Source organism: Ectopseudomonas khazarica, assembly GCF_004521985.1.
Taxonomy (GTDB): domain Bacteria; phylum Pseudomonadota; class Gammaproteobacteria; order Pseudomonadales; family Pseudomonadaceae; genus Aquipseudomonas; species Aquipseudomonas khazarica.
This window is the reverse complement of the sequence record NZ_SBHZ01000013.1, coordinates 81,152-99,132: the sequence shown is the minus strand read 5'-3', so window position 1 is coordinate 99,132 and position 17,981 is coordinate 81,152. Positions and strand designations below refer to the sequence as shown.

The following is a 17,981-nucleotide window of genomic DNA, read 5'->3' as shown; positions in this document are numbered from 1 at the left end:
CCAGAACGATAAAGCGGTCAGGCCAGTGGCCCGTTGAGTAACGGCACGAAACGCACGGCATCGAGCACGTGTCGGGAAAAGCCCTCCTCCTCGCGCACGATCAGCAACAGTTGCTGCACGTCGCCGCTGCCGACCGGTATGACCAGGCGACCACCCGGTGCCAGCTGGTCGAGCAGCGCCTGCGGTACCTGCGCAGCGGCGGCGGTGACGATGATGCCGTTGTACGGGCCCAGCGCATTCCAGCCTTCCCAGCCATCACCCCAGCGAAAGACCACGTTGCGCAGGCTGAGTTCGACGAGGCGCTCCTTGGCGCGCTCCTGCAGCCCCTGGATGCGCTCCACGGAGAACACCCGCTCGACCAACTGCGCCAGCACGGCGGTCTGGTAGCCGGAACCGGTGCCGATCTCCAGCACCTTGTCCAGCGGACCGGCGGCCAGCAGCAACTCGGTCATGCGGCCGACCATGTAGGGCTGGGAAATGGTCTGGTTGTGACCGATGGGCAGTGCGGTGTCCTCGTAGGCGCGGTGCGCCAGCGCCTCATCCACGAACAGATGGCGCGGTGTACGGCGGATCACTTCCAGCACCCGCGCGTTGGACAATCCTTCCTCGTAGAGGCGCTGAATCAGCCGCTCACGGGTGCGTTGCGAGGTCATGCCGATCCCGCTGCGCTGCATGTCGTCCTGTCCACGCATCAGAAGATTCCCTCCAGCCAGCCGTCCATACTTTCGAGGGCTTCATTGAACGTCCGGTCGAGCCGCAGCGGCGTGACCGAAACATAGCCCTGCATCACGGCGTGGAAGTCGGTGCCCGGGCTGCCATCCTCGACATCGCCCGCGGCCGCGATCCAGTAGCCTTCCTTGCCACGCGGATTGACCGCCTTGACCGGCGCCGGCGCGCGGGCACGGTGGCCCAGACGGGTCAGCTGCACACCGCGGATATGTTCGAGCGGCAGGTTCGGCACGTTGACGTTGAGCACGGTACGCGGTGGCAGGTCGAGCTGCGCGTGCGCCTCGACCAGCTTGCGGGCGAAATAGGCAGCCGTCGGCAAGTTGTCGGGCAGGCGCGACAGCAGCGAGAAGGCAAACGCCGTCTTGTCCAGGAAACGCCCTTCCAGCGCAGCGGCGACGGTGCCGGAATAGAGCACGTCATCACCCAGGTTCGCCCCCAGGTTGATACCGGAGACGACCATCTCCGGCGTCTGCTCGAGCAGGCCGTTGATGCCCAGGTGCACGCAGTCGGTCGGGGTGCCATTGAGGCTGATGAAGCCGTTGGGCAGCGCCACCGGATGCAGCGGACGGTCGAGTGTCAGCGCACTGCTGGCACCGCTCTTGTCTTCGGCCGGCGCAACCACCACGCACTCGGCGTAATCGGCCAGCGCCTGGTGCAACGCGGCGATACCGGGTGCGTTCACCCCGTCGTCGTTGGAAATCAGAATTCGCATGGAGTATCCGTCTGCCCTGTCGGCATGAGGTCGACGAGCTCGCGCACCAAGACGGTGGCGAAACTCCCGGCCGGCAGGACGAATGCAAGTTGCAGAATATCGGGTTCCGGATAATGCCACGTAAGGCTCTGAATGGGGAGGCGCAGAATGCGTCGTTCGTGAGCCATGCCCGCCTTGCTCAACCAGGCGAGCAGCGCCGGCTCCTCACTGCCGACCGCCTGCTCCAGCTCGTTCACCGCCTGCGCGGTCGGGGGCAGCCCTTCGCCCCAGAGCGGCCCGGTGGGGTGCAGATCGAGGATCGCCAGGCGCGGATCCTGGCACTCGGCCTCCCCGGCCATGAAGAAGCTGCGGCTGGTGGTGAAGGCCAGCAGATCGCCGACGCACGCCTGGTTCCAGCTCCCTGCGGCGACCCGCTCGGCCAGCACGCGGTTGAACAGGTAGCTGCGTGCCGAGGACAGCAGCCGCGAACGCAGGTTGCGCTGCACCGGCAGCTCCTCGCGCTCGGCATGGCGCCGCGCCTCCAGCAGGTTGCCACCGTCGAAGCCGAAACGCTGCAGCCCGTAATAGTTGGGCACGCCCTGTTCGGCGATCTGCCGCAAGCGCTGCTCCAGCGCCTCGCGGTCGGCCTGCAGCGCGGTCAGGCGCAGGATGAAGCCGTTGGCCGAATGGGCACCGCGCTGCAGCTTGCGATTGTGTCGCTCGCGCTTGAGGATGCTCAGCGCCGGGCTTTCGGCGGCCGCCAGATCGGGGTCGGCCTTGCCTGGCAGGTGCAGGCTGAACCATTGCCGGGTGAGTGCCTGGCGATCCTTGAGGCCGGCGTAGCTGACCGCCTTGAGGGGCAGCCCCGCAGCGCGGGCGATGCGACGGGCGGCATCCTCGGTGTTCAGGCCGCGCTTCTCCACCCACAGCCAGAGGTGTTCACCCTGGCCGGTGAGCGGAATGTCCAGCACTTCATCGACCTGGAAGTCCTCGGCGGTGGCCTTGAGCACGGCGCGCCCGCAGGCCTCGCCATGGGCACGCGGGCCCAGCAGCTGCTGCTCGTTCATGCCTTGACCAGCAAGGCCACGGCATGCACCGCGATCCCTTCCTCACGCCCGGTGAAGCCCAGCTTCTCGGTGGTGGTGGCCTTGACGTTGACCTGATCCAGCTGCACGCCGAGATCCGCAGCGATGCACGCGCGCATGGCCTCGATGTGCGGCGCCATCTTCGGCGCCTGGGCGACGATGGTGGCGTCGACATTGCCCACCGCGAAGCCCTTGGCCCGCACCAGCCCCATCACGTGACGCAGCAGCGCGCGGCTATCGGCGCCCTTGAAGGTCGGATCGGTATCGGGAAAGTGCTTGCCGATGTCACCCAGCGCCACCGCGCCGAGCAGGGCGTCGCTCAGTGCGTGCAGCAGCACATCACCGTCGGAATGAGCGACGAGACCGAACCTGTGGGGAATCCGCACGCCACCGAGGGTGATGAAATCGCCATCGCCGAAGCGGTGTACGTCATAGCCATGACCGATACGCATAAAGAACAACGCCCTGAAAAAGTCAGGGCGCAATTCTAACCGGTTTGCCGGCTCGCTCGGATGAAATCCGCTCGACTCAGGCCTGAGCCAGTGCCTGCGCATGGTGGCGCAGGTGATCCTCGATGAAGCTGGCGATGAAGTAGTAGCTGTGGTCATAGCCAGGCTGCAAACGCAGGGTCAGCGGATGGCCGACCGCCCTGGCAGCCGCCTCCAGCGCCTCGGGCTTGAGCTGGTTTTCGAGGAAATCGTCACGATCGCCCTGATCCACCAGGATCGGCAGACGCTCGCTGGCCTCGGCCAGCAGCGCACAGGCATCCCACTCTTTCCAGCGCGAACGGTCTTCGCCGAGGTAGCGTGACAGTGCCTTCTCGCCCCAGGGGCAGTGCATCGGATTGCTGATCGGCGAGAACGCCGACAGCGAGCGATAGCGCCCCGGGTTGCGCAGCGCGCAGACCAGCGCACCATGCCCGCCCATCGAGTGGCCGGCGATGCCACGGCGGTCGGACACCGGGAAGTTGGCCTCGATCAGCGCGGGCAACTCCTGCACCACGTAGTCGTGCATGCGGTAGTTGCGCGCCCAGGGCTCCTGGGTAGCGTTGACGTAGAAGCCCGCGCCCTTGCCGAAGTCCCAGGCGTTGTCCGGGTCACCCGGCACATCGTCACCACGCGGACTGGTATCCGGCGCCACGATAACCAGCCCCAGCTCGGCGGCCAGGCGTTGCGCCCCGGCCTTCTGCATGAAGTTCTCGTCGGTGCAGGTCAGCCCGCTCAGCCAGTACAGCACCGGCAGCCTGCCGCCCTGCTCGGCCTGCGGCGGCAGGTAGACGGCGAACACCATGTCGCAACCCAGGGTGGTGGAACGGTGGCGATAGCGCTTGTGCCAGCCACCGAAACTCTTCTGGCAGGAAATGTTTTCCATAAGCCCCTCCGGACAGCGTCAGGCCACAAGCGCCAGGCCACTGGTCGCTTGTAGCTCGTCGCTTGCCGCTATCAGAAATGGATGACGGTACGGATGCTCTTGCCTTCGTGCATCAGCTCGAACGCCTCGTTGATCTCGTCCAGACCCATGTTGTGGGTGATGAAGGTGTCCAGCGGGATTTCACCCTTCTGCGACTTCTCCACATAGCCCGGCAGCTCACTGCGGCCCTTGACGCCACCGAAGGCGCTGCCGCGCCAGACACGACCGGTGACCAGCTGGAACGGACGGGTGCTGATCTCGGCACCGGCCGGTGCCACGCCGATGATGGTCGACTCGCCCCAGCCCTTGTGGCAGCACTCCAGCGCGGCACGCATCAGTTGCACGTTGCCGATGCACTCGAAGCTGTAGTCGACGCCGCCGTCAGTCATTTCGACGATGACGTCCTGGATCGGCTTGCTGTGCTCCTTCGGGTTGACGAAGTCGGTCAGACCCAGCTCGCGGGCGACCGCTTCCTTGGCCGGGTTGATGTCGATACCGATGATGCGCGAGGCCTTGGCCATCTTGGCGCCGATGATCGCCGCCAGGCCGATGCCACCGAGACCGAAGATGGCCACGGTAGCGCCCTCTTCCACCTTGGCGGTGTTGAGTACGGCGCCGATGCCGGTGGTCACGCCGCAACCGAGCAGGCAGACCTTGTCCAGCGGCGCTTCCTTGGGGATCACGGCAACCGAGACTTCCGGCAGCACGGTGTACTCGGAGAAGGTCGAGCAGCCCATGTAGTGATAGATCGGCTCGCCGTTGTAACTGAAGCGGGTGGTGCCGTCCGGCATCAGGCCCTTGCCCTGGGTGGCACGCACCGAGCTGCACAGGTTGGTCTTCTGCGATTTGCAGAATTTGCACTCGCCACATTCGGCGGTGTACAGCGGGATCACATGGTCACCGACCTTGACCGAGGTCACGCCCTCACCGACCGCCTCGACGATGCCGCCACCCTCGTGCCCCAGCACGCAGGGGAAGACGCCCTCGGAATCCTGGCCAGACAGGGTGTAGGCATCGGTGTGGCAGACGCCGGTGGCGACAATGCGCACCAGCACTTCACCGGCCTTCGGCGGCTCGACATCGATCTCGACGATCTTCAGCGGCTCGTTGGGGCCGAATGCGACGGCAGCGCGGGACTTGATCATGGAAGCTCTCCTGAGCGTGAGTGAACGTGGCGAGCAGTCTAGATCAAGCCAATAAAGAGATAATCAGAGAAATATCAAAACATTATTGCTACACAGGGATAATATGCCGCCTGCTGCTGACAGCTGCTCGCGGATCACCCGCCAGCCGGCACCCGCAGCCCGATGGAGAACACATGAATCGCTGGGAAGGACTCGACGAGTTCGTCGCCGTTGCCGAATGCGGCCAGTTCAGCGCCGCCGCCGAGCGCCTGGGCCTGTCCACCTCACAGGTCAGTCGCCAGGTGGCGCGCCTGGAAGACCGACTGCAAAGCCGCCTGTTCTACCGCAGCACCCGGCGCGTGGCGCTGACCGAGGCCGGCCAGCTGTTCCTGCAGCATTGCCAGCGCCTGCAGGATGCTCGCGAGGAGGCCCTGCGCGCGGTTGGCGATCTGGGGGCGGAACCCAAGGGCCTGCTGCGCCTGACCTGCGCCGTCGCCTATGGCGAGCGCTTCATCGTGCCACTGGTGAACGACTTCATGGCCCGCCACCCCCAGCTGCGCGTGGAAATCGAGCTGAGCAACCGCCAGCTCGACCTGCTCCACGAGGGCCTGGACCTGGCCATCCGCCTGGGACGACTGCAGGACTCGCGCCTGATGGCCGCGCGCCTGGCACCTCGCGAGATGTACCTGTGCGCGGCGCCGGAGTACCTGCAGCGCTACGGGCGCCCGCATTCGCTGTCGGAACTGGCGCGGCACAACTGCCTGATCGGCAGCAGTGACCACTGGGGCTTTGCGGAAAACGGCCGGGAAACCCAGGTTCGCGTGCAGGGCAACTGGCGCTGCAACAGCGGTCAGTCGGTACTCGACGCCGCGCTACGCGGTTTCGGCCTCTGCCAGCTGCCGGACTACTACGTGCTCGAGCACCTGCGCAGCGGGCGCCTGGTGTCGCTGCTGGAGCAGCACCGCCCGCCGAACACGGCGGTGTGGGCCCTCTATCCGCAGCAGCGCCACCTCTCCCCCAAGGTCCGCCAGCTGATCGATACCCTGCGCTCCGGCCTCAGCCAGCGCGCCGAATACCGTGTGCCGAGCTGACGCCACGCTGAACGGTCATGGAATGTCACAAGCCGGCGAGAAACTCGGACGCGGCAACAGCGTCGTAACCATGAGCCCCGCCGACGGGGCTTCGCCACTCATCAGCATGAGGACATGGTTATGCAGGTTCTGGTCAACAGCGGTAAGCACGTTGCCTCCTCGATGGCCCTGAAGGACGACATTCGCAGTCGCGTGCAAGCCAAGCTGCAACGCTACGAAGACCATCTCACCCGGATAGAACTCCACCTCTCCGACGAAAATGCGCTCAAGAACGGTCCACAGGACAAACGCTGCAAGGTGGAAGCGCGGATGAAGGGCCGTGACCCGCTGACGGTTTCCCACGATGCGGCCGAGTTGCAGCAGGCCATCGACGGTGCGGTGAACAAGCTGACCCATGCACTGGAACGCAACCTCGGCAAGGATGCCAAGCGCTGGGCTCACTGAGACTCAGCGCGGCTCCGACCACAGGACCTGCAGATACTGCAGGTCTTCCGGGCGGGTCACCTTGAGGTTGTCCGCCCGCCCCTCGACCAGACGCGGCGCCAGTCCGACCCACTCCATGGCCGACGCCTCATCGGTAATCGCCACCTGCGCCCGCAAGGCCTGCGCCAGTGCCTGGCGCAAGGCGCCGAGGCGAAACATCTGTGGCGTATAGGCTTGCCAGATCACGCTGCGATCGACGGTTTCCTGCACCCGTCCGTCGGCGCCGGCACGCTTGAGGGTATCGCGGGCGGGCACCGCCAGCAGGCCACCGACCGGGTCGTCGGCCAGGCTGTCCAGCAGGCGTTGCAGGTCTTCCAGAGCCAGATTGGGGCGGGCAGCGTCATGCACCAGCACCCAGTCGTCGTCGGCCGCGCCTTCGTTCTTCAGGGTTTCGAGGCCGGCCAGCACCGAATCGGCGCGCTCACGCCCACCGGCGGCCCGGCGGATGCGCGGATCGCTGGCGACGGCCAGCACAGGCCAGTACGGATCGTCAGCCGCCAGGCTCACCACCACCCCACGCAGAGCGGGATGATCGAGAAAGCGCTGCAGCGTGTGCTCGAGAATGCTGCGACCGGCCACCTGCAGGTACTGCTTGGGACGATCGGCAGCCATGCGCGCGCCGATACCGGCGGCTGGAATCACCAGCCAGAATCTCGCGCTCATTCGGTCAGCAGGTAGAGGGTCTCGCCCTCTTTGAGCATGCCCAGCTCCTGGCGTGCACGCTCTTCGACGGTCTCCATGCCGCGCTTGAGCTCCATCACCTCGGCCTCGAGGATACGGTTGCGCTCCAGCAGGCGCTCGTTCTCGCCGCGCTGCTCGGCAATCTGCTGCTGCAGACGACTGACCTGGGCAAGACTGCCCTCGCCGACCCACAGGCGATACTGCAGACCGGCCAGCAACAGGATCAGCACGATGAACAGCCAGTACGGACTACGCATGGAGCGGCGGCTCGCGAAATGAGTCATCGGCATGGTAGGGGCTGCGTTCATGCTTGAAAAGAAGCGGACTGATGAGTGACATGGGTTTTAAGGTCCTGCATCCGTGCAATGGTTCCCTGATGGCGACGAGGCGCCCACGAAAAAGGGCGACTTGCGTCGCCCTTTTCCAAAGCCAAACGATCTTGCGAGTCAGCGTCCTGCCAGGAAAAACAGGTGCGGAAGCGGAGTTTACTGAAGCCAATGAGCATGAGTCACTCCACTCCCCCTTCGGGCCGCGCTGAGGCGGCTTGCCGAACCTGTTCCTGACGCTGCAGGAGCGACGCGCAACAGGCCGTTGTCAGCCGCGGAACTCGGCGCGGCCGTTGTACGCGGCCTTGCCACCCAGCTGCTCTTCGATGCGCAGCAGCTGGTTGTACTTGGACACGCGGTCGGAGCGGCACAGCGAACCGGTCTTGATCTGGCCTGCGGCAGTGCCCACGGCCAGGTCGGCGATGGTGCTGTCTTCGGTTTCGCCGCTGCGGTGCGAGATCACGGCGGTGAAACCGGCGGCCTTGGCCATCTGGATGGCTTCCAGGGTCTCGGTCAGCGAGCCGATCTGGTTGAACTTGATCAGGATCGAGTTACCGATCTTCTCGTCGATACCACGCTTGAGAATCTTGGTATTGGTGACGAACAGGTCGTCACCGACCAGCTGCACCTTGGCGCCGATCTTGTCGGTCAGCACTTTCCAGCCGGCCCAGTCGGACTCGTCCATGCCGTCTTCGATGGAGATGATCGGGTAGCGCTGGGTCAGACCGGCCAGGTAGTCGGCGAAGCCTGCGGCGTCGAACACCTTGCCTTCGCCTTCCAGGTCGTACTTGCCGTCCTTGAAGAATTCGCTGGAGGCGCAGTCCAGGGCCAGGGTCACGTCGTCACCCAGCTTGTAGCCGGCGTTGGCCACGGCTTCGGCGATGGCGGCCAGCGCGTCTTCGTTGGACGCCAGGTTCGGCGCGAAGCCACCCTCGTCACCCACGGCGGTGTTCAGGCCACGGGCCTTGAGCACGGCCTTGAGGTGATGGAAGATCTCGGCGCCCATGCGCAGGGCATCGGCGAAGTTCTTGGCGCCGACCGGCTGGACCATGAACTCCTGAATGTCGACGTTGTTGTCGGCATGCTCGCCGCCATTGATGATGTTCATCATCGGCACCGGCATGGAGTAGACGCCCGGCGTACCGTTGAGGTCGGCGATGTGCGCGTACAGCGGCACGCCCTTGGCCTGCGCGGCGGCCTTGGCGGCAGCCAGGGACACGGCGAGGATGGCGTTGGCGCCCAGCGAAGCCTTGTTCTCGGTGCCGTCGAGTTCGATCATCGCACGGTCCAGCGCCTGCTGATCGGTCGCGTCCTTGCCCAGCAGCAGGTCGCGGATCGGGCCGTTGATGTTGGCCACGGCCTTCAGTACGCCCTTGCCCAGGTAGCGGCTCTTGTCACCGTCACGCAGCTCCAGCGCTTCGCGCGAGCCGGTGGAGGCGCCGGAGGGTGCGCAAGCGCTACCGACGATGCCACCTTCGAGGATGACGTCGGCTTCCACGGTGGGATTGCCACGGGAGTCGAGAACCTCACGACCCTTGATGTCGACGATCTTTGCCATTCTTGTTAACACTCCAATAGTTGACGGTAAGACGGCAGCAGCGGGCTGCGCGAGACCGCCGCTGCCCACGGGCAGGTCGGCGGCACACTCTGACTCACGGGTCAGGGGGATTTTCTGGGGCGGCACTTTACCGGATTGCGACCGGTTCAGGCAGTCTCGATCGGCGGAAAACTCTTCACCAGGTCGTCCAGCTGCTTGAGCTGAGCGAGGAAGGGCTCCAGCTTGTTCAGGCGCAGCGCACAGGGACCATCGCACTTGGCGTTTTCCGGCTCCGGATGCGCCTCGAGGAACAGACCGGCCAGGCCCTGGCTGATACCGGCCTTGGCCAGGTCGGTGACCTGGGCACGGCGGCCGCCGGCGGAATCGGCACGACCGCCCGGCATCTGCAGGGCATGGGTCACGTCGAAGAACACCGGGTACTCGAACTGCTTCATGATGCCGAAGCCGAGCATGTCCACCACCAGGTTGTTGTAACCGAAGCTCGAACCACGCTCGCAGAGGATCAGCTGATCGTTACCGGCTTCCTCGCACTTGTGCAGGATGTGCTTCATCTCCTGCGGCGCGAGGAACTGCGCCTTCTTGATATTGATCACCGCACCGGTCTTGGCCATGGCCACCACCAGGTCGGTCTGCCGCGAGAGGAAGGCCGGCAGCTGGATGATGTCGCACACTTCGGCCACGGCAGCCGCCTGATGCGGCTCGTGAACGTCGGTGATCACCGGCACGCCGAAGGTCTTCTTCACTTCCTCGAAGATCTTCATGCCCTCTTCCAGGCCGGGGCCACGGAAGGAGGTGACGGAGGAGCGGTTGGCCTTGTCGAAGCTGGCCTTGAACACGTAGGGGATACCGAGCTTCTCGGTGACCCGCACATACTCCTCGCACGCCTGCATGGCCAGGTCGCGCGATTCGAGTACGTTGATACCCCCGAACAGCACGAACGGCTTGTCGTTGGCGATCTCGATATCGCGGACCTTGATGATCTTCTGAGCCATGCCTTAGACCTTCTTCCCTTTCTGCGCCAGCGCGGCGTTGACGAACCCGCTGAACAGCGGGTGGCCGTCACGCGGCGTGGAGGTGAATTCCGGGTGGAACTGGCACGCGACGAACCACGGGTGATCCGGCGCCTCGACCACCTCGACCAGCGCGCCGTCACCGGAACGGCCAGTGACCTTCAGGCCGGCGTCGGTCAGTTGCGGCAGCAGGTTGTTGTTCACCTCGTAGCGGTGACGATGACGCTCGACGATCACGTCCTTGCCATAGCAGTCATGCACCAGCGAACCGGCCTGCAGCTGGCAGTCCTGCGCGCCGAGGCGCATGGTGCCGCCCAGGTCGGAGCTTTCGCTGCGCTGCTCGACGCTGCCTGCGGCGTCCTGCCATTCGGTGATCAGACCCACCACCGGATGCTGGCTGGCCATGTCGAACTCGGTGGAGTTGGCGTCGCTCCAGCCCACCACGTTACGGGCGTACTCGATGACCGCCACCTGCATGCCGAGGCAGATACCCAGGTAAGGGATCTTGTTCTCGCGGGCGTACTGCACGGTCTTGATCTTGCCTTCCACGCCACGCAGACCGAAGCCGCCCGGCACCAGGATGGCGTCCACGCCTTCGAGCAGCGCGGTGCCCTGGTTCTCGATGTCTTCGGAATCGATATAGCGCAGGTTGACCTTGGTCCGGTTCTGGATGCCGGCGTGGCTCATCGCTTCGATCAGCGACTTGTACGCGTCCAGCAGTTCCATGTACTTGCCGACCATGGCGATGGTGACTTCTTTTTCCGGGTTGAGCTTGGCATCGACCACGCGGTCCCACTCGGAGAGGTCGGCACTGCCGCACTCCAGACCGAAACGCTCGACGACGAAGTCATCCAGGCCCTGCGCATGCAGCACGCCCGGGATCTTGTAGATGGTATCGACGTCTTCCAGGCTGATCACCGCACGCTCTTCGACGTTGGTGAACAGGGCGATCTTGCGCCGCGAGGACACATCGATCGGGTGATCGGAGCGGCACACCAGCACGTCCGGCTGCAGGCCGATGGAACGCAGTTCCTTGACCGAATGCTGGGTCGGCTTGGTCTTGGTCTCGCCGGCGGTGGCGATATACGGCACCAGGGTCAGGTGCATGAGCATCGCGCGCTTGGCGCCGACTTCGACGCGCAGCTGACGGATCGCCTCGAGGAATGGCTGCGACTCGATGTCACCCACGGTGCCACCGATCTCCACCAGGGCCACGTCGGCATCGCCGGCGCCCTTGATGATGCGACGCTTGATCTCGTCGGTGATGTGCGGGATGACCTGGATGGTCGCACCCAGGTAGTCACCACGGCGCTCCTTGCGCAGTACGTCTTCGTACACGCGGCCGGTGGTGAAGTTGTTGTTCTGGGTCATGGTGGTGCGGATGAACCGCTCGTAGTGGCCCAGGTCGAGGTCGGTCTCGGCGCCGTCCTGCGTGACGAACACCTCACCGTGCTGGAACGGGCTCATGGTGCCCGGATCGACGTTGATGTAGGGGTCCAGCTTGAGCATGGTGACCTTCAGGCCCCGCGCCTCCAGGATGGCCGCCAGTGAAGCCGAGGCAATGCCTTTCCCCAATGAAGAAACAACACCACCCGTGACGAAGATGTAGCGCGTCATGAAAAACCCTAGAAGTCTGCGTTTAAGCGGTCAGTGCCGCCGGGGAAAGCGAAGGAGCGCCATTACTCGCAACAAACAATGGCAAGCCCGCCAAGCTCCCTGGGGGAGTCGGCAAAAGCTGTATTAAGACGGGAGCGTAGTCTACCCGAAACGCCTTACCAGCTCAAACCTTGCGCGCCGATCGGCGGCGACCAGTGAAGACGCACGCCGCACGCCTGTAACGACGCTGATTGCGCCAGATTTGCCACGGCCATCAACTCGTCGCCATCGAACAACAATGGCAGTCGCGGACGCACGAACGCCGGCACTCGCCACTCGTTGAGCAGGCGCTTGAGGTCGCGCCTGCCACGCTCCGGCAGGTGCAGCGATTCGCCACCCAGGCGGTAGCGCAGGTGCCAGCGCCCCGCAGGCAACTCACCCCGTATCTGCACCTGGCCGTTGCCAGGCAGTTCGGATGCGCCCTGCACGCGCACAATGGCAGGATCGGGCAGCACGGGCGGCGCCAGCCAGTCAGCGCTGAGCCAGTACAGACGGCCATCGGCGCGGTGCAGCTCGCCATCCGCCAGCTTCCAGACGGGCGACGCATCCCCGGCCGCGTCGCGCAGGTCACGCCAACCGACCCAGTGATCGCTGTCGGGCATGCGACTCAACGGCGCCAGCCAATGACGCAGCAGATTGCGCTGCCGCGCATCGCTCAGTTGCGTTACCAGCGACAGCTCGAGTGACGGCAGCGCCAGCCAGGGAAAGAGCGGTTCGCCCTGCGCAGCATGCAGATCCATGCAGGCCAGCTCGCCCAACAGCTGCTCGGCCTCGCTCAGGTGCACCGCGCTGCGCGCGAGAGCGACGCCAGCCTGGGGCCAGCGCTCGGCCAGCAACGGCATCACCCGCTGGCGCAGGAAGTTGCGGCTGAATCGTGTGTCGGCGTTGCTCGGGTCTTCGATCCAGCTCAGCCCGTGCGCCTCGGCGTAGCCCTGCAGTTCGGCCCGCGAGCAATCCAGCAGCGGCCGCAGCAGCGTCCCCCGCCCCAGCGGGCGCTGCCCTGGCATGGCCGCCAGGCCACGTACACCGGCGCCGCGCAGCAGGCGAAACAGCAGCGTCTCCGCCTGGTCATCACGGTGCTGGGCGCTGAACAGCACCGCATCCGGCTGCAGGTGCTCGGCAAAGGCCGCGTAGCGCGCCTGCCGCGCCGCCTGCTCGACACTGGCCTGCGCCGCCACCTGCACCGCAACCACCTGCAAAGGGATACCCAGCGCTGCGCAGAACTGCCGGCAATGCTCAGGCCAGGCCGCAGCGACCGGTTGCAGGCCGTGCTGCACATGAATGGCCGAGAGCGCTGGCACGGCCTCGCGCCGAGCCAGCTCGGCGAGCAGATGCAGCAGCACGCTGGAATCCAGGCCGCCAGAGAAGGCAACGCACCAGGCCGAGGCGGTGCGCCAGGGCGCCAGGGCCTGGCGCAGGCGATTATCGAGAGCAGTCATCGACGCAGCTTAAAACAACAACGGGCCCGAAGGCCCGTTGTGATTTGTACAGGATGGATCAGGCGATACCGTAGCTCATCAGGCGGTCATAACGACGCTTGAGCAGCGCCTCGGTGTCGTGCTCCTGCAGGCTGGCCAATTGCTTGGTCAGTTCCTGGCGGATCGACTCGGACGCGGCGGCAGGATCACGATGCGCGCCACCCAGCGGCTCGGCGATGACCTGGTCGACGATGCCCAGGTCCTTCAGACGCTCGGCGGTGATGCCCATGGCTTCGGCAGCGTCCGGCGCCTTCTCGGCCGTGCGCCAGAGAATGGAGGCGCAACCTTCCGGCGAGATCACCGAGTAGGTGGAGTACTGCAGCATGTTCAGCTGATCGCAGACGCCGATGGCCAGTGCGCCGCCGGAGCCACCCTCACCGATCACGGTGGCGATGATCGGGGTCTTCAGGCGCGCCATGACGCGCAGGTTCCAGGCGATCGCCTCGCTCTGCCCGCGCTCCTCGGCGTCGATGCCCGGGTAGGCACCGGGGGTGTCGATGAAGGTCAGGATCGGCATCTTGAAGCGCTCGGCCATTTCCATCAGGCGGCAGGCCTTGCGGTAGCCTTCCGGGCGCGGCATGCCGAAGTTGCGGCGCACCTTCTCGCGCACTTCACGGCCTTTCTGGTGGCCGATGATCATCACCGGCTGATCACCCAGACGCGCCACACCACCGACGATGGCGGCGTCGTCGGAGAAGTGACGATCACCGTGCAGCTCGTCGAACTCGGTGAAGATGTGCTGGATGTAGTCCAAGGTGTAAGGGCGGCGCGGATGACGGGCGAGCTGGGCAATCTGCCAGCTGCTCAGGTTGCCGAAGATGCTTTCGGTCAGGGCGCTGCTCTTGTCCTGCAGGCGGGCAATCTCGTCGCCGATGTTCAGCGAGTTGTCATTACCGACCAGGCGGAGCTCTTCGATCTTGGCTTGCAGGTCGGCGATCGGCTGTTCGAAGTCGAGGAAATTCGGGTTCATAGTCATCCGTCTTGCGTCGACGGCCAAGTGGCCGGGGAGCTGTATCCATTAGGCGCCCTACCTTAAGGGATAGGACGCAGCGGGTCGACACCCGCAGGTGCCTTTGCCGATGCCTGGGGGAATTTCCCCTCTCGCAATCAGCGGTAGTGCAAAAAGACGTTGTCGCGCCCGAACTGGTCACGCAATGCCTGAATCAAAGTGTCAGCCGGGTCGATTCGCCAGGCGTCGCCGAACTGAAGCAAGGCGCGTGCCTCTTCACCACTGTAGTCCAGCGTGACCGGGCAGGCGCCCTTGTGCTTGCTGCACAGTTCCGCCAGCCAGCGCAGACGATCGCCCTTCAACGCGGCACTGGCGACCTTCAGGCGCAGGCTGTCGGCCAGGCCGGTGCGCGCCTCCTCCAGGCTCATCACGCGCTTGGCACGCAGGCGCAGGCCACCGGAGAAATCGTCGTTGCTGACCTCCCCCTCGACCACCACCAGTGCATCGTTCTGCAGCAGCGCCTGGTTGCTGGCGAAGGCATCGGCGAACAGCGAGGCCTCGATGCGCCCGGAACGGTCGTCGAGGGTGATGAAGCCCATCTTGTCGCCCTTCTTGTTCTTCATCACCCGCAGGTTGACGATCATCCCGGCGATCGTCTGGGTATCACGGGCCGGCTTCAGCTCGACGATGCGCTGGCGGGCGAAGCGGCGAATCTCGCCCTCATACTCATCGATGGGGTGACCGGACAGGTAGATGCCCAGGGTGTCCTTCTCGCCCTTGAGGCGCTCCTTGATCGGCAGCTCGCGCGCCTTGCGGTGGTTGGCGTACATGTCCGCCTCGGGCTCGCCGAACAGGCCGCCGAACAGGTCCATGTGACCGCTCTCGGCGCTGCGTGCGGTCTGCTCGGCCGACTGCACCGCCTCCTCCATGGAGGCCAGCAGCACGGCGCGGTTCTTGTCGACGCTGGCCTGGTAGGCCTTGAGCTCGTCCTGGTAGTAGGGGCCGAGACGATCCAGGGCACCACTGCGGATCAGCGCTTCCAGGGTGCGCTTGTTGATGCGCTTGAGGTCGACGCGATTGCAGAAGTCGAACAGGTCCTTGAACGGCCCGCCTTCGCTGCGGCATTCGACGATGGCCTCCACCGGCCCCTCGCCGACGCCCTTGACCGCACCCAGGCCATAGACGATGCGACCGTCGTCGTTGACGGTGAACTTGAACTCGGAGACGTTCACATCCGGCGGGTCGATGCGCAACTTCATGTTGCGGCACTCTTCCACCAGGATCACCACCTTGTCGGTGTTGTGCATATCCGCCGAGAGCACCGCCGCCATGAACGGCGCCGGGTAGTGCGCCTTGAGCCAGGCGGTCTGGTAGGACACCAGGCCATAGGCCGCGGAGTGCGACTTGTTGAAGCCGTAGCCGGCGAATTTTTCTACCAGGTCGAAGATGTTACCGGCCAGTTCCGCGTCGATGTTGTTGTTGGCACAACCTTCGATGAAGCCGCCGCGCTGCTTGGCCATCTCCTCGGGCTTCTTCTTGCCCATGGCGCGGCGCAGCATGTCCGCCTGACCCAGGGTATAGCCACCCATGACCTGGGCGATCTGCATCACCTGTTCCTGGTACAGGATGATGCCGTAGGTCGGCTTGAGCACCGGCTCCAGGCCTGCGTACTGGTAGTCGGGGTGCGGATAGGACAGCTCGGCACGGCCGTGCTTGCGGTTGATGAAGTCGTCCACCATGCCGGACTGCAGCGGCCCCGGGCGGAACAGCGCCACCAGTGCGATCATGTCTTCCAGGCAGTCGGGCTTGAGCTTCTTGATCAGCTCCTTCATGCCGCGCGATTCGAGCTGGAAGACCGCGGTGGTCTCCGCCTTCTGCAGCATGTCGTAGGTTTTCTTGTCGTCCAGCGGGATGAAGTCGATGTTGACCAGTTCCTCGTCGGAGGCACCGTCGCGCTTCTGCACGCGATGGATGGTTTCCATCGCCCACTTGATGATGGTCAGGGTACGCAGGCCGAGGAAGTCGAACTTGACCAGGCCGGCCTGCTCGACGTCGTCCTTGTCGAACTGGGTCACCAGGCCGCCGCCCTCCTCGTCACAGGCGATCGGCGAGAAGTCGGTGAGCTTGGTCGGCGCGATGACCACACCCCCGGCGTGCTTGCCGGTACCACGCACCACACCCTCGAGCTTGAGCGACATGTCCCAGATTTCCTGGGCTTCCTCGTCGTTCTTGAGGAAGTCGCGCAGCGGTTCCTCCATCTCGTAGGCCTTCTCCAGGGTCATGCCCACTTCGAAGGGGATCATCTTCGACAGACGATCGGCCAGGCCGTAGGACTTGCCCTGAGCGCGCGCGACGTCACGCACCACCGCCTTGGCCGCCATGGAACCGAAGGTGATGATCTGGCTCACCGCGTTGCGCCCGTACTTCTCGGCCACGTAGTCGATCACCCGGTCACGGCCATCCATGCAGAAGTCGACGTCGAAGTCGGGCATGGAGATCCGCTCGGGGTTGAGGAAACGTTCGAACAGCAGGTCATAGGCCAGCGGGTCGAGGTCGGTGATCTTCAGCACGTATGCGACCAGAGATCCCGCACCCGAACCACGGCCCGGACCGACCGGCACGCCGTTGTTCTTCGCCCACTGGATGAAGTCCATCACGATGAGGAAGTAACCGGGGAAACCCATCTGGATGATGATATCGAGCTCGAAGTTGAGGCGGTCGATGTAGACCTGCTTCTTCGCCTCGTAGTCCGGCGTGTCCTTGGGCAGCAGCACCTCGAGGCGCTCTTCCAGGCCCTCGAAGGACGCATGCCGCAGGTAGTCGTCGATGCCCATGCCGCCCGGCGTGGGGAAGTCCGGCAGGAAGTACTTGCCGAGCTGTACCTCGATGTTGCAGCGCTTGGCGATCTCGACGGTGTTTTCCAGCGCCTCGGGCAAGTCGGAGAACAGTTCCCACATTTCAGCGGGGCTCTTCAGGTACTGCTGGTCGGAGTAGTGCCGTGGCCGGCGCGGATCGTCCAGGGTGCGGCCTTCGCCGATGCAGACGCGGGTTTCGTGGGCCTCGAAGTCGTCCTGCTTGATGAAACGCACGTCGTTGGTGGCCACCAGCGGCGCCTCGACACGATCGGCCAGCGCCACCGCCGCGTGCAGGTACTCTTCGTCACCGACACGGCTGGTGCGCTGCACTTCCAGGTAGAAGCGCTCCGGGAACACCTGCATCCACTCGCGCAGGCGCGCCTCGGCCTGGGCCTCGTCACCAGCCAGCAAGGCCATGCCGACCTCGCCCTCGCGCGCGCCGGACAGGGCGATGAGCCCATCGGCAGAGGCCTTGACCCAGTCGCGCTGGATGATCACCAGGTCGTTGCTCTGCCCTTCGGACCAGCCCCGCGAGATCAGCTCGGTAAGATTGCGATAGCCCTTGGCGTTCATCGCCAGCAGGGTAAGGCGGCTCAGCGGGCCATCTTCCTCGGCGCTGGCCATCCAGATGTCGGCGCCGCAGATCGGCTTGACCCCAGCGCCCATGGCGGTCTTGTAGAACTTCACCAGCGAGCACATGTTGCTCATGTCGGTGACTGCCACTGCCGGCATACCGCCCCCGGCAACGGCCTTGATCAGCGGTTTGACCCGCACCAGGCCATCGACCAGGGAATATTCGGTGTGCAGACGCAGATGGACGAAAGCTTGGGTCATGGGCGGCCTTGCAGGTGAAAA

Annotated in this window: 17 protein-coding genes; 2 read left to right on the top strand and 15 right to left on the bottom strand. The window is 64.9% G+C overall.

The features are described 5' to 3' along the window. Positions 1-17: 17 nt before the first annotated feature. The 6 genes from EPK82_RS17475 to EPK82_RS17450 all read right to left on the bottom strand — a co-directional run bounded on the left by EPK82_RS17475 (position 18) and on the right by EPK82_RS17450 (position 5,060). Positions 18-692: a protein-L-isoaspartate(D-aspartate) O-methyltransferase gene (locus EPK82_RS17475; protein WP_037053822.1), complete on the bottom strand. Its 675-nt coding sequence runs from the start codon at positions 690-692 to the stop codon at positions 18-20. Beyond that, positions 692-1,441, bottom strand: a complete 750-nt coding sequence (gene surE, locus EPK82_RS17470; protein WP_037053820.1) for a 5'/3'-nucleotidase SurE — start codon at positions 1,439-1,441, stop codon at positions 692-694. Before surE ends, EPK82_RS17475 begins: the two co-directional genes overlap by 1 nt. Beyond that, a complete protein-coding gene (truD, locus tag EPK82_RS17465) occupies positions 1,429-2,487 on the bottom strand; it encodes a tRNA pseudouridine(13) synthase TruD (protein ID WP_134677479.1) in 1,059 nt (352 codons plus the stop codon). The genes surE and truD overlap by 13 nt, the downstream gene beginning before the upstream one ends. Continuing rightward, positions 2,484-2,957, bottom strand: a complete 474-nt coding sequence (ispF, locus tag EPK82_RS17460; RefSeq protein WP_037053815.1) for a 2-C-methyl-D-erythritol 2,4-cyclodiphosphate synthase — start codon at positions 2,955-2,957, stop codon at positions 2,484-2,486. The genes truD and ispF overlap by 4 nt, the downstream gene beginning before the upstream one ends. 76 nt (positions 2,958-3,033) lie before the next feature. Continuing rightward, on the bottom strand, positions 3,034-3,876 hold the full coding sequence (gene fghA / locus EPK82_RS17455; protein WP_037053812.1) for an S-formylglutathione hydrolase: 843 nt from the start codon (positions 3,874-3,876) through the stop codon (positions 3,034-3,036). A gap of 71 nt (positions 3,877-3,947) precedes the next feature. Further along, positions 3,948-5,060, bottom strand: a complete 1,113-nt coding sequence (locus EPK82_RS17450; RefSeq protein ID WP_037053808.1) for an S-(hydroxymethyl)glutathione dehydrogenase/class III alcohol dehydrogenase — start codon at positions 5,058-5,060, stop codon at positions 3,948-3,950. Positions 5,061-5,233: 173 nt separating this feature from the next. On the opposite strand from EPK82_RS17450, the gene EPK82_RS17445 reads away from it, so the two are divergent. Together EPK82_RS17445 and EPK82_RS17440 are read left to right on the top strand one after the other, a co-directional pair. Next, the gene (locus tag EPK82_RS17445; protein ID WP_037053805.1) at positions 5,234-6,130 is read left to right on the top strand and encodes a LysR substrate-binding domain-containing protein; all 897 of its coding nucleotides are present in this window, start codon (positions 5,234-5,236) and stop codon (positions 6,128-6,130) included. Between the two features lie 120 nt (positions 6,131-6,250). Beyond that, complete coding sequence (locus tag EPK82_RS17440) at positions 6,251-6,574, top strand: HPF/RaiA family ribosome-associated protein (protein ID WP_037053803.1); 324 nt, start codon at positions 6,251-6,253, stop codon at positions 6,572-6,574. Positions 6,575-6,577: 3 nt separating this feature from the next. On the opposite strand, the gene ispD is transcribed toward EPK82_RS17440, so the two are convergent. From ispD to dnaE, 9 genes are all read right to left on the bottom strand, one after another. Beyond that, positions 6,578-7,276 carry a 2-C-methyl-D-erythritol 4-phosphate cytidylyltransferase gene (gene ispD / locus EPK82_RS17435; protein ID WP_134677478.1) on the bottom strand — a complete coding sequence of 233 codons (699 nt, stop codon included), beginning with the start codon at positions 7,274-7,276 and terminating at the stop codon, positions 6,578-6,580. Next, complete coding sequence (locus EPK82_RS17430) at positions 7,273-7,551, bottom strand: septum formation initiator family protein (protein WP_037053844.1); 279 nt, start codon at positions 7,549-7,551, stop codon at positions 7,273-7,275. The genes ispD and EPK82_RS17430 overlap by 4 nt, the downstream gene beginning before the upstream one ends. A 47-nt stretch (positions 7,552-7,598) precedes the next feature. Beyond that, complete coding sequence (locus EPK82_RS17425) at positions 7,599-7,799, bottom strand: hypothetical protein (RefSeq protein WP_134677477.1); 201 nt, start codon at positions 7,797-7,799, stop codon at positions 7,599-7,601. An 89-nt stretch (positions 7,800-7,888) separates the two neighbouring features. Next, positions 7,889-9,178 (bottom strand): phosphopyruvate hydratase, encoded by a 1,290-nt coding sequence (gene eno, locus EPK82_RS17420; RefSeq protein WP_134677476.1) that lies wholly within the window; start codon positions 9,176-9,178, stop codon positions 7,889-7,891. Between the two features lie 146 nt (positions 9,179-9,324). Continuing rightward, complete coding sequence (gene kdsA / locus EPK82_RS17415) at positions 9,325-10,170, bottom strand: 3-deoxy-8-phosphooctulonate synthase (protein WP_037053795.1); 846 nt, start codon at positions 10,168-10,170, stop codon at positions 9,325-9,327. A 3-nt stretch (positions 10,171-10,173) separates the two neighbouring features. Next, a complete protein-coding gene (locus EPK82_RS17410; RefSeq protein WP_037053793.1) occupies positions 10,174-11,805 on the bottom strand; it encodes a CTP synthase in 1,632 nt (543 codons plus the stop codon). Positions 11,806-11,960: 155 nt separating this feature from the next. Continuing rightward, on the bottom strand, positions 11,961-13,283 hold the full coding sequence (gene tilS / locus EPK82_RS17405) for a tRNA lysidine(34) synthetase TilS (protein ID WP_134677475.1): 1,323 nt from the start codon (positions 13,281-13,283) through the stop codon (positions 11,961-11,963). A 58-nt stretch (positions 13,284-13,341) separates the two neighbouring features. Next, positions 13,342-14,292 carry an acetyl-CoA carboxylase carboxyltransferase subunit alpha gene (locus tag EPK82_RS17400; RefSeq protein ID WP_037053788.1) on the bottom strand — a complete coding sequence of 317 codons (951 nt, stop codon included), beginning with the start codon at positions 14,290-14,292 and terminating at the stop codon, positions 13,342-13,344. A gap of 137 nt (positions 14,293-14,429) precedes the next feature. Further along, positions 14,430-17,960, bottom strand: a complete 3,531-nt coding sequence (dnaE, locus tag EPK82_RS17395) for a DNA polymerase III subunit alpha (protein WP_134677474.1) — start codon at positions 17,958-17,960, stop codon at positions 14,430-14,432. Positions 17,961-17,981 lie beyond the last annotated feature (21 nt).

Coding starts and splice junctions, on each gene's coding strand:
- EPK82_RS17475 (WP_037053822.1), bottom strand. CDS start 692: ATGCGTGGACAGGACGACATGCAGCGCAGCGGGATCGGCATGACCTCG.
- surE (WP_037053820.1), bottom strand. CDS start 1,441: ATGCGAATTCTGATTTCCAACGACGACGGGGTGAACGCACCCGGTATC.
- truD (WP_134677479.1), bottom strand. CDS start 2,487: ATGAACGAGCAGCAGCTGCTGGGCCCGCGTGCCCATGGCGAGGCCTGC.
- ispF (WP_037053815.1), bottom strand. CDS start 2,957: ATGCGTATCGGTCATGGCTATGACGTACACCGCTTCGGCGATGGCGAT.
- fghA (WP_037053812.1), bottom strand. CDS start 3,876: ATGGAAAACATTTCCTGCCAGAAGAGTTTCGGTGGCTGGCACAAGCGC.
- EPK82_RS17450 (WP_037053808.1), bottom strand. CDS start 5,060: ATGATCAAGTCCCGCGCTGCCGTCGCATTCGGCCCCAACGAGCCGCTG.
- EPK82_RS17445 (WP_037053805.1), top strand. CDS start 5,234: ATGAATCGCTGGGAAGGACTCGACGAGTTCGTCGCCGTTGCCGAATGC.
- EPK82_RS17440 (WP_037053803.1), top strand. CDS start 6,251: ATGCAGGTTCTGGTCAACAGCGGTAAGCACGTTGCCTCCTCGATGGCC.
- ispD (WP_134677478.1), bottom strand. CDS start 7,276: ATGAGCGCGAGATTCTGGCTGGTGATTCCAGCCGCCGGTATCGGCGCG.
- EPK82_RS17430 (WP_037053844.1), bottom strand. CDS start 7,551: ATGCGTAGTCCGTACTGGCTGTTCATCGTGCTGATCCTGTTGCTGGCC.
- EPK82_RS17425 (WP_134677477.1), bottom strand. CDS start 7,799: ATGCTCATTGGCTTCAGTAAACTCCGCTTCCGCACCTGTTTTTCCTGG.
- eno (WP_134677476.1), bottom strand. CDS start 9,178: ATGGCAAAGATCGTCGACATCAAGGGTCGTGAGGTTCTCGACTCCCGT.
- kdsA (WP_037053795.1), bottom strand. CDS start 10,170: ATGGCTCAGAAGATCATCAAGGTCCGCGATATCGAGATCGCCAACGAC.
- EPK82_RS17410 (WP_037053793.1), bottom strand. CDS start 11,805: ATGACGCGCTACATCTTCGTCACGGGTGGTGTTGTTTCTTCATTGGGG.
- tilS (WP_134677475.1), bottom strand. CDS start 13,283: ATGACTGCTCTCGATAATCGCCTGCGCCAGGCCCTGGCGCCCTGGCGC.
- EPK82_RS17400 (WP_037053788.1), bottom strand. CDS start 14,292: ATGAACCCGAATTTCCTCGACTTCGAACAGCCGATCGCCGACCTGCAA.
- dnaE (WP_134677474.1), bottom strand. CDS start 17,960: ATGACCCAAGCTTTCGTCCATCTGCGTCTGCACACCGAATATTCCCTG.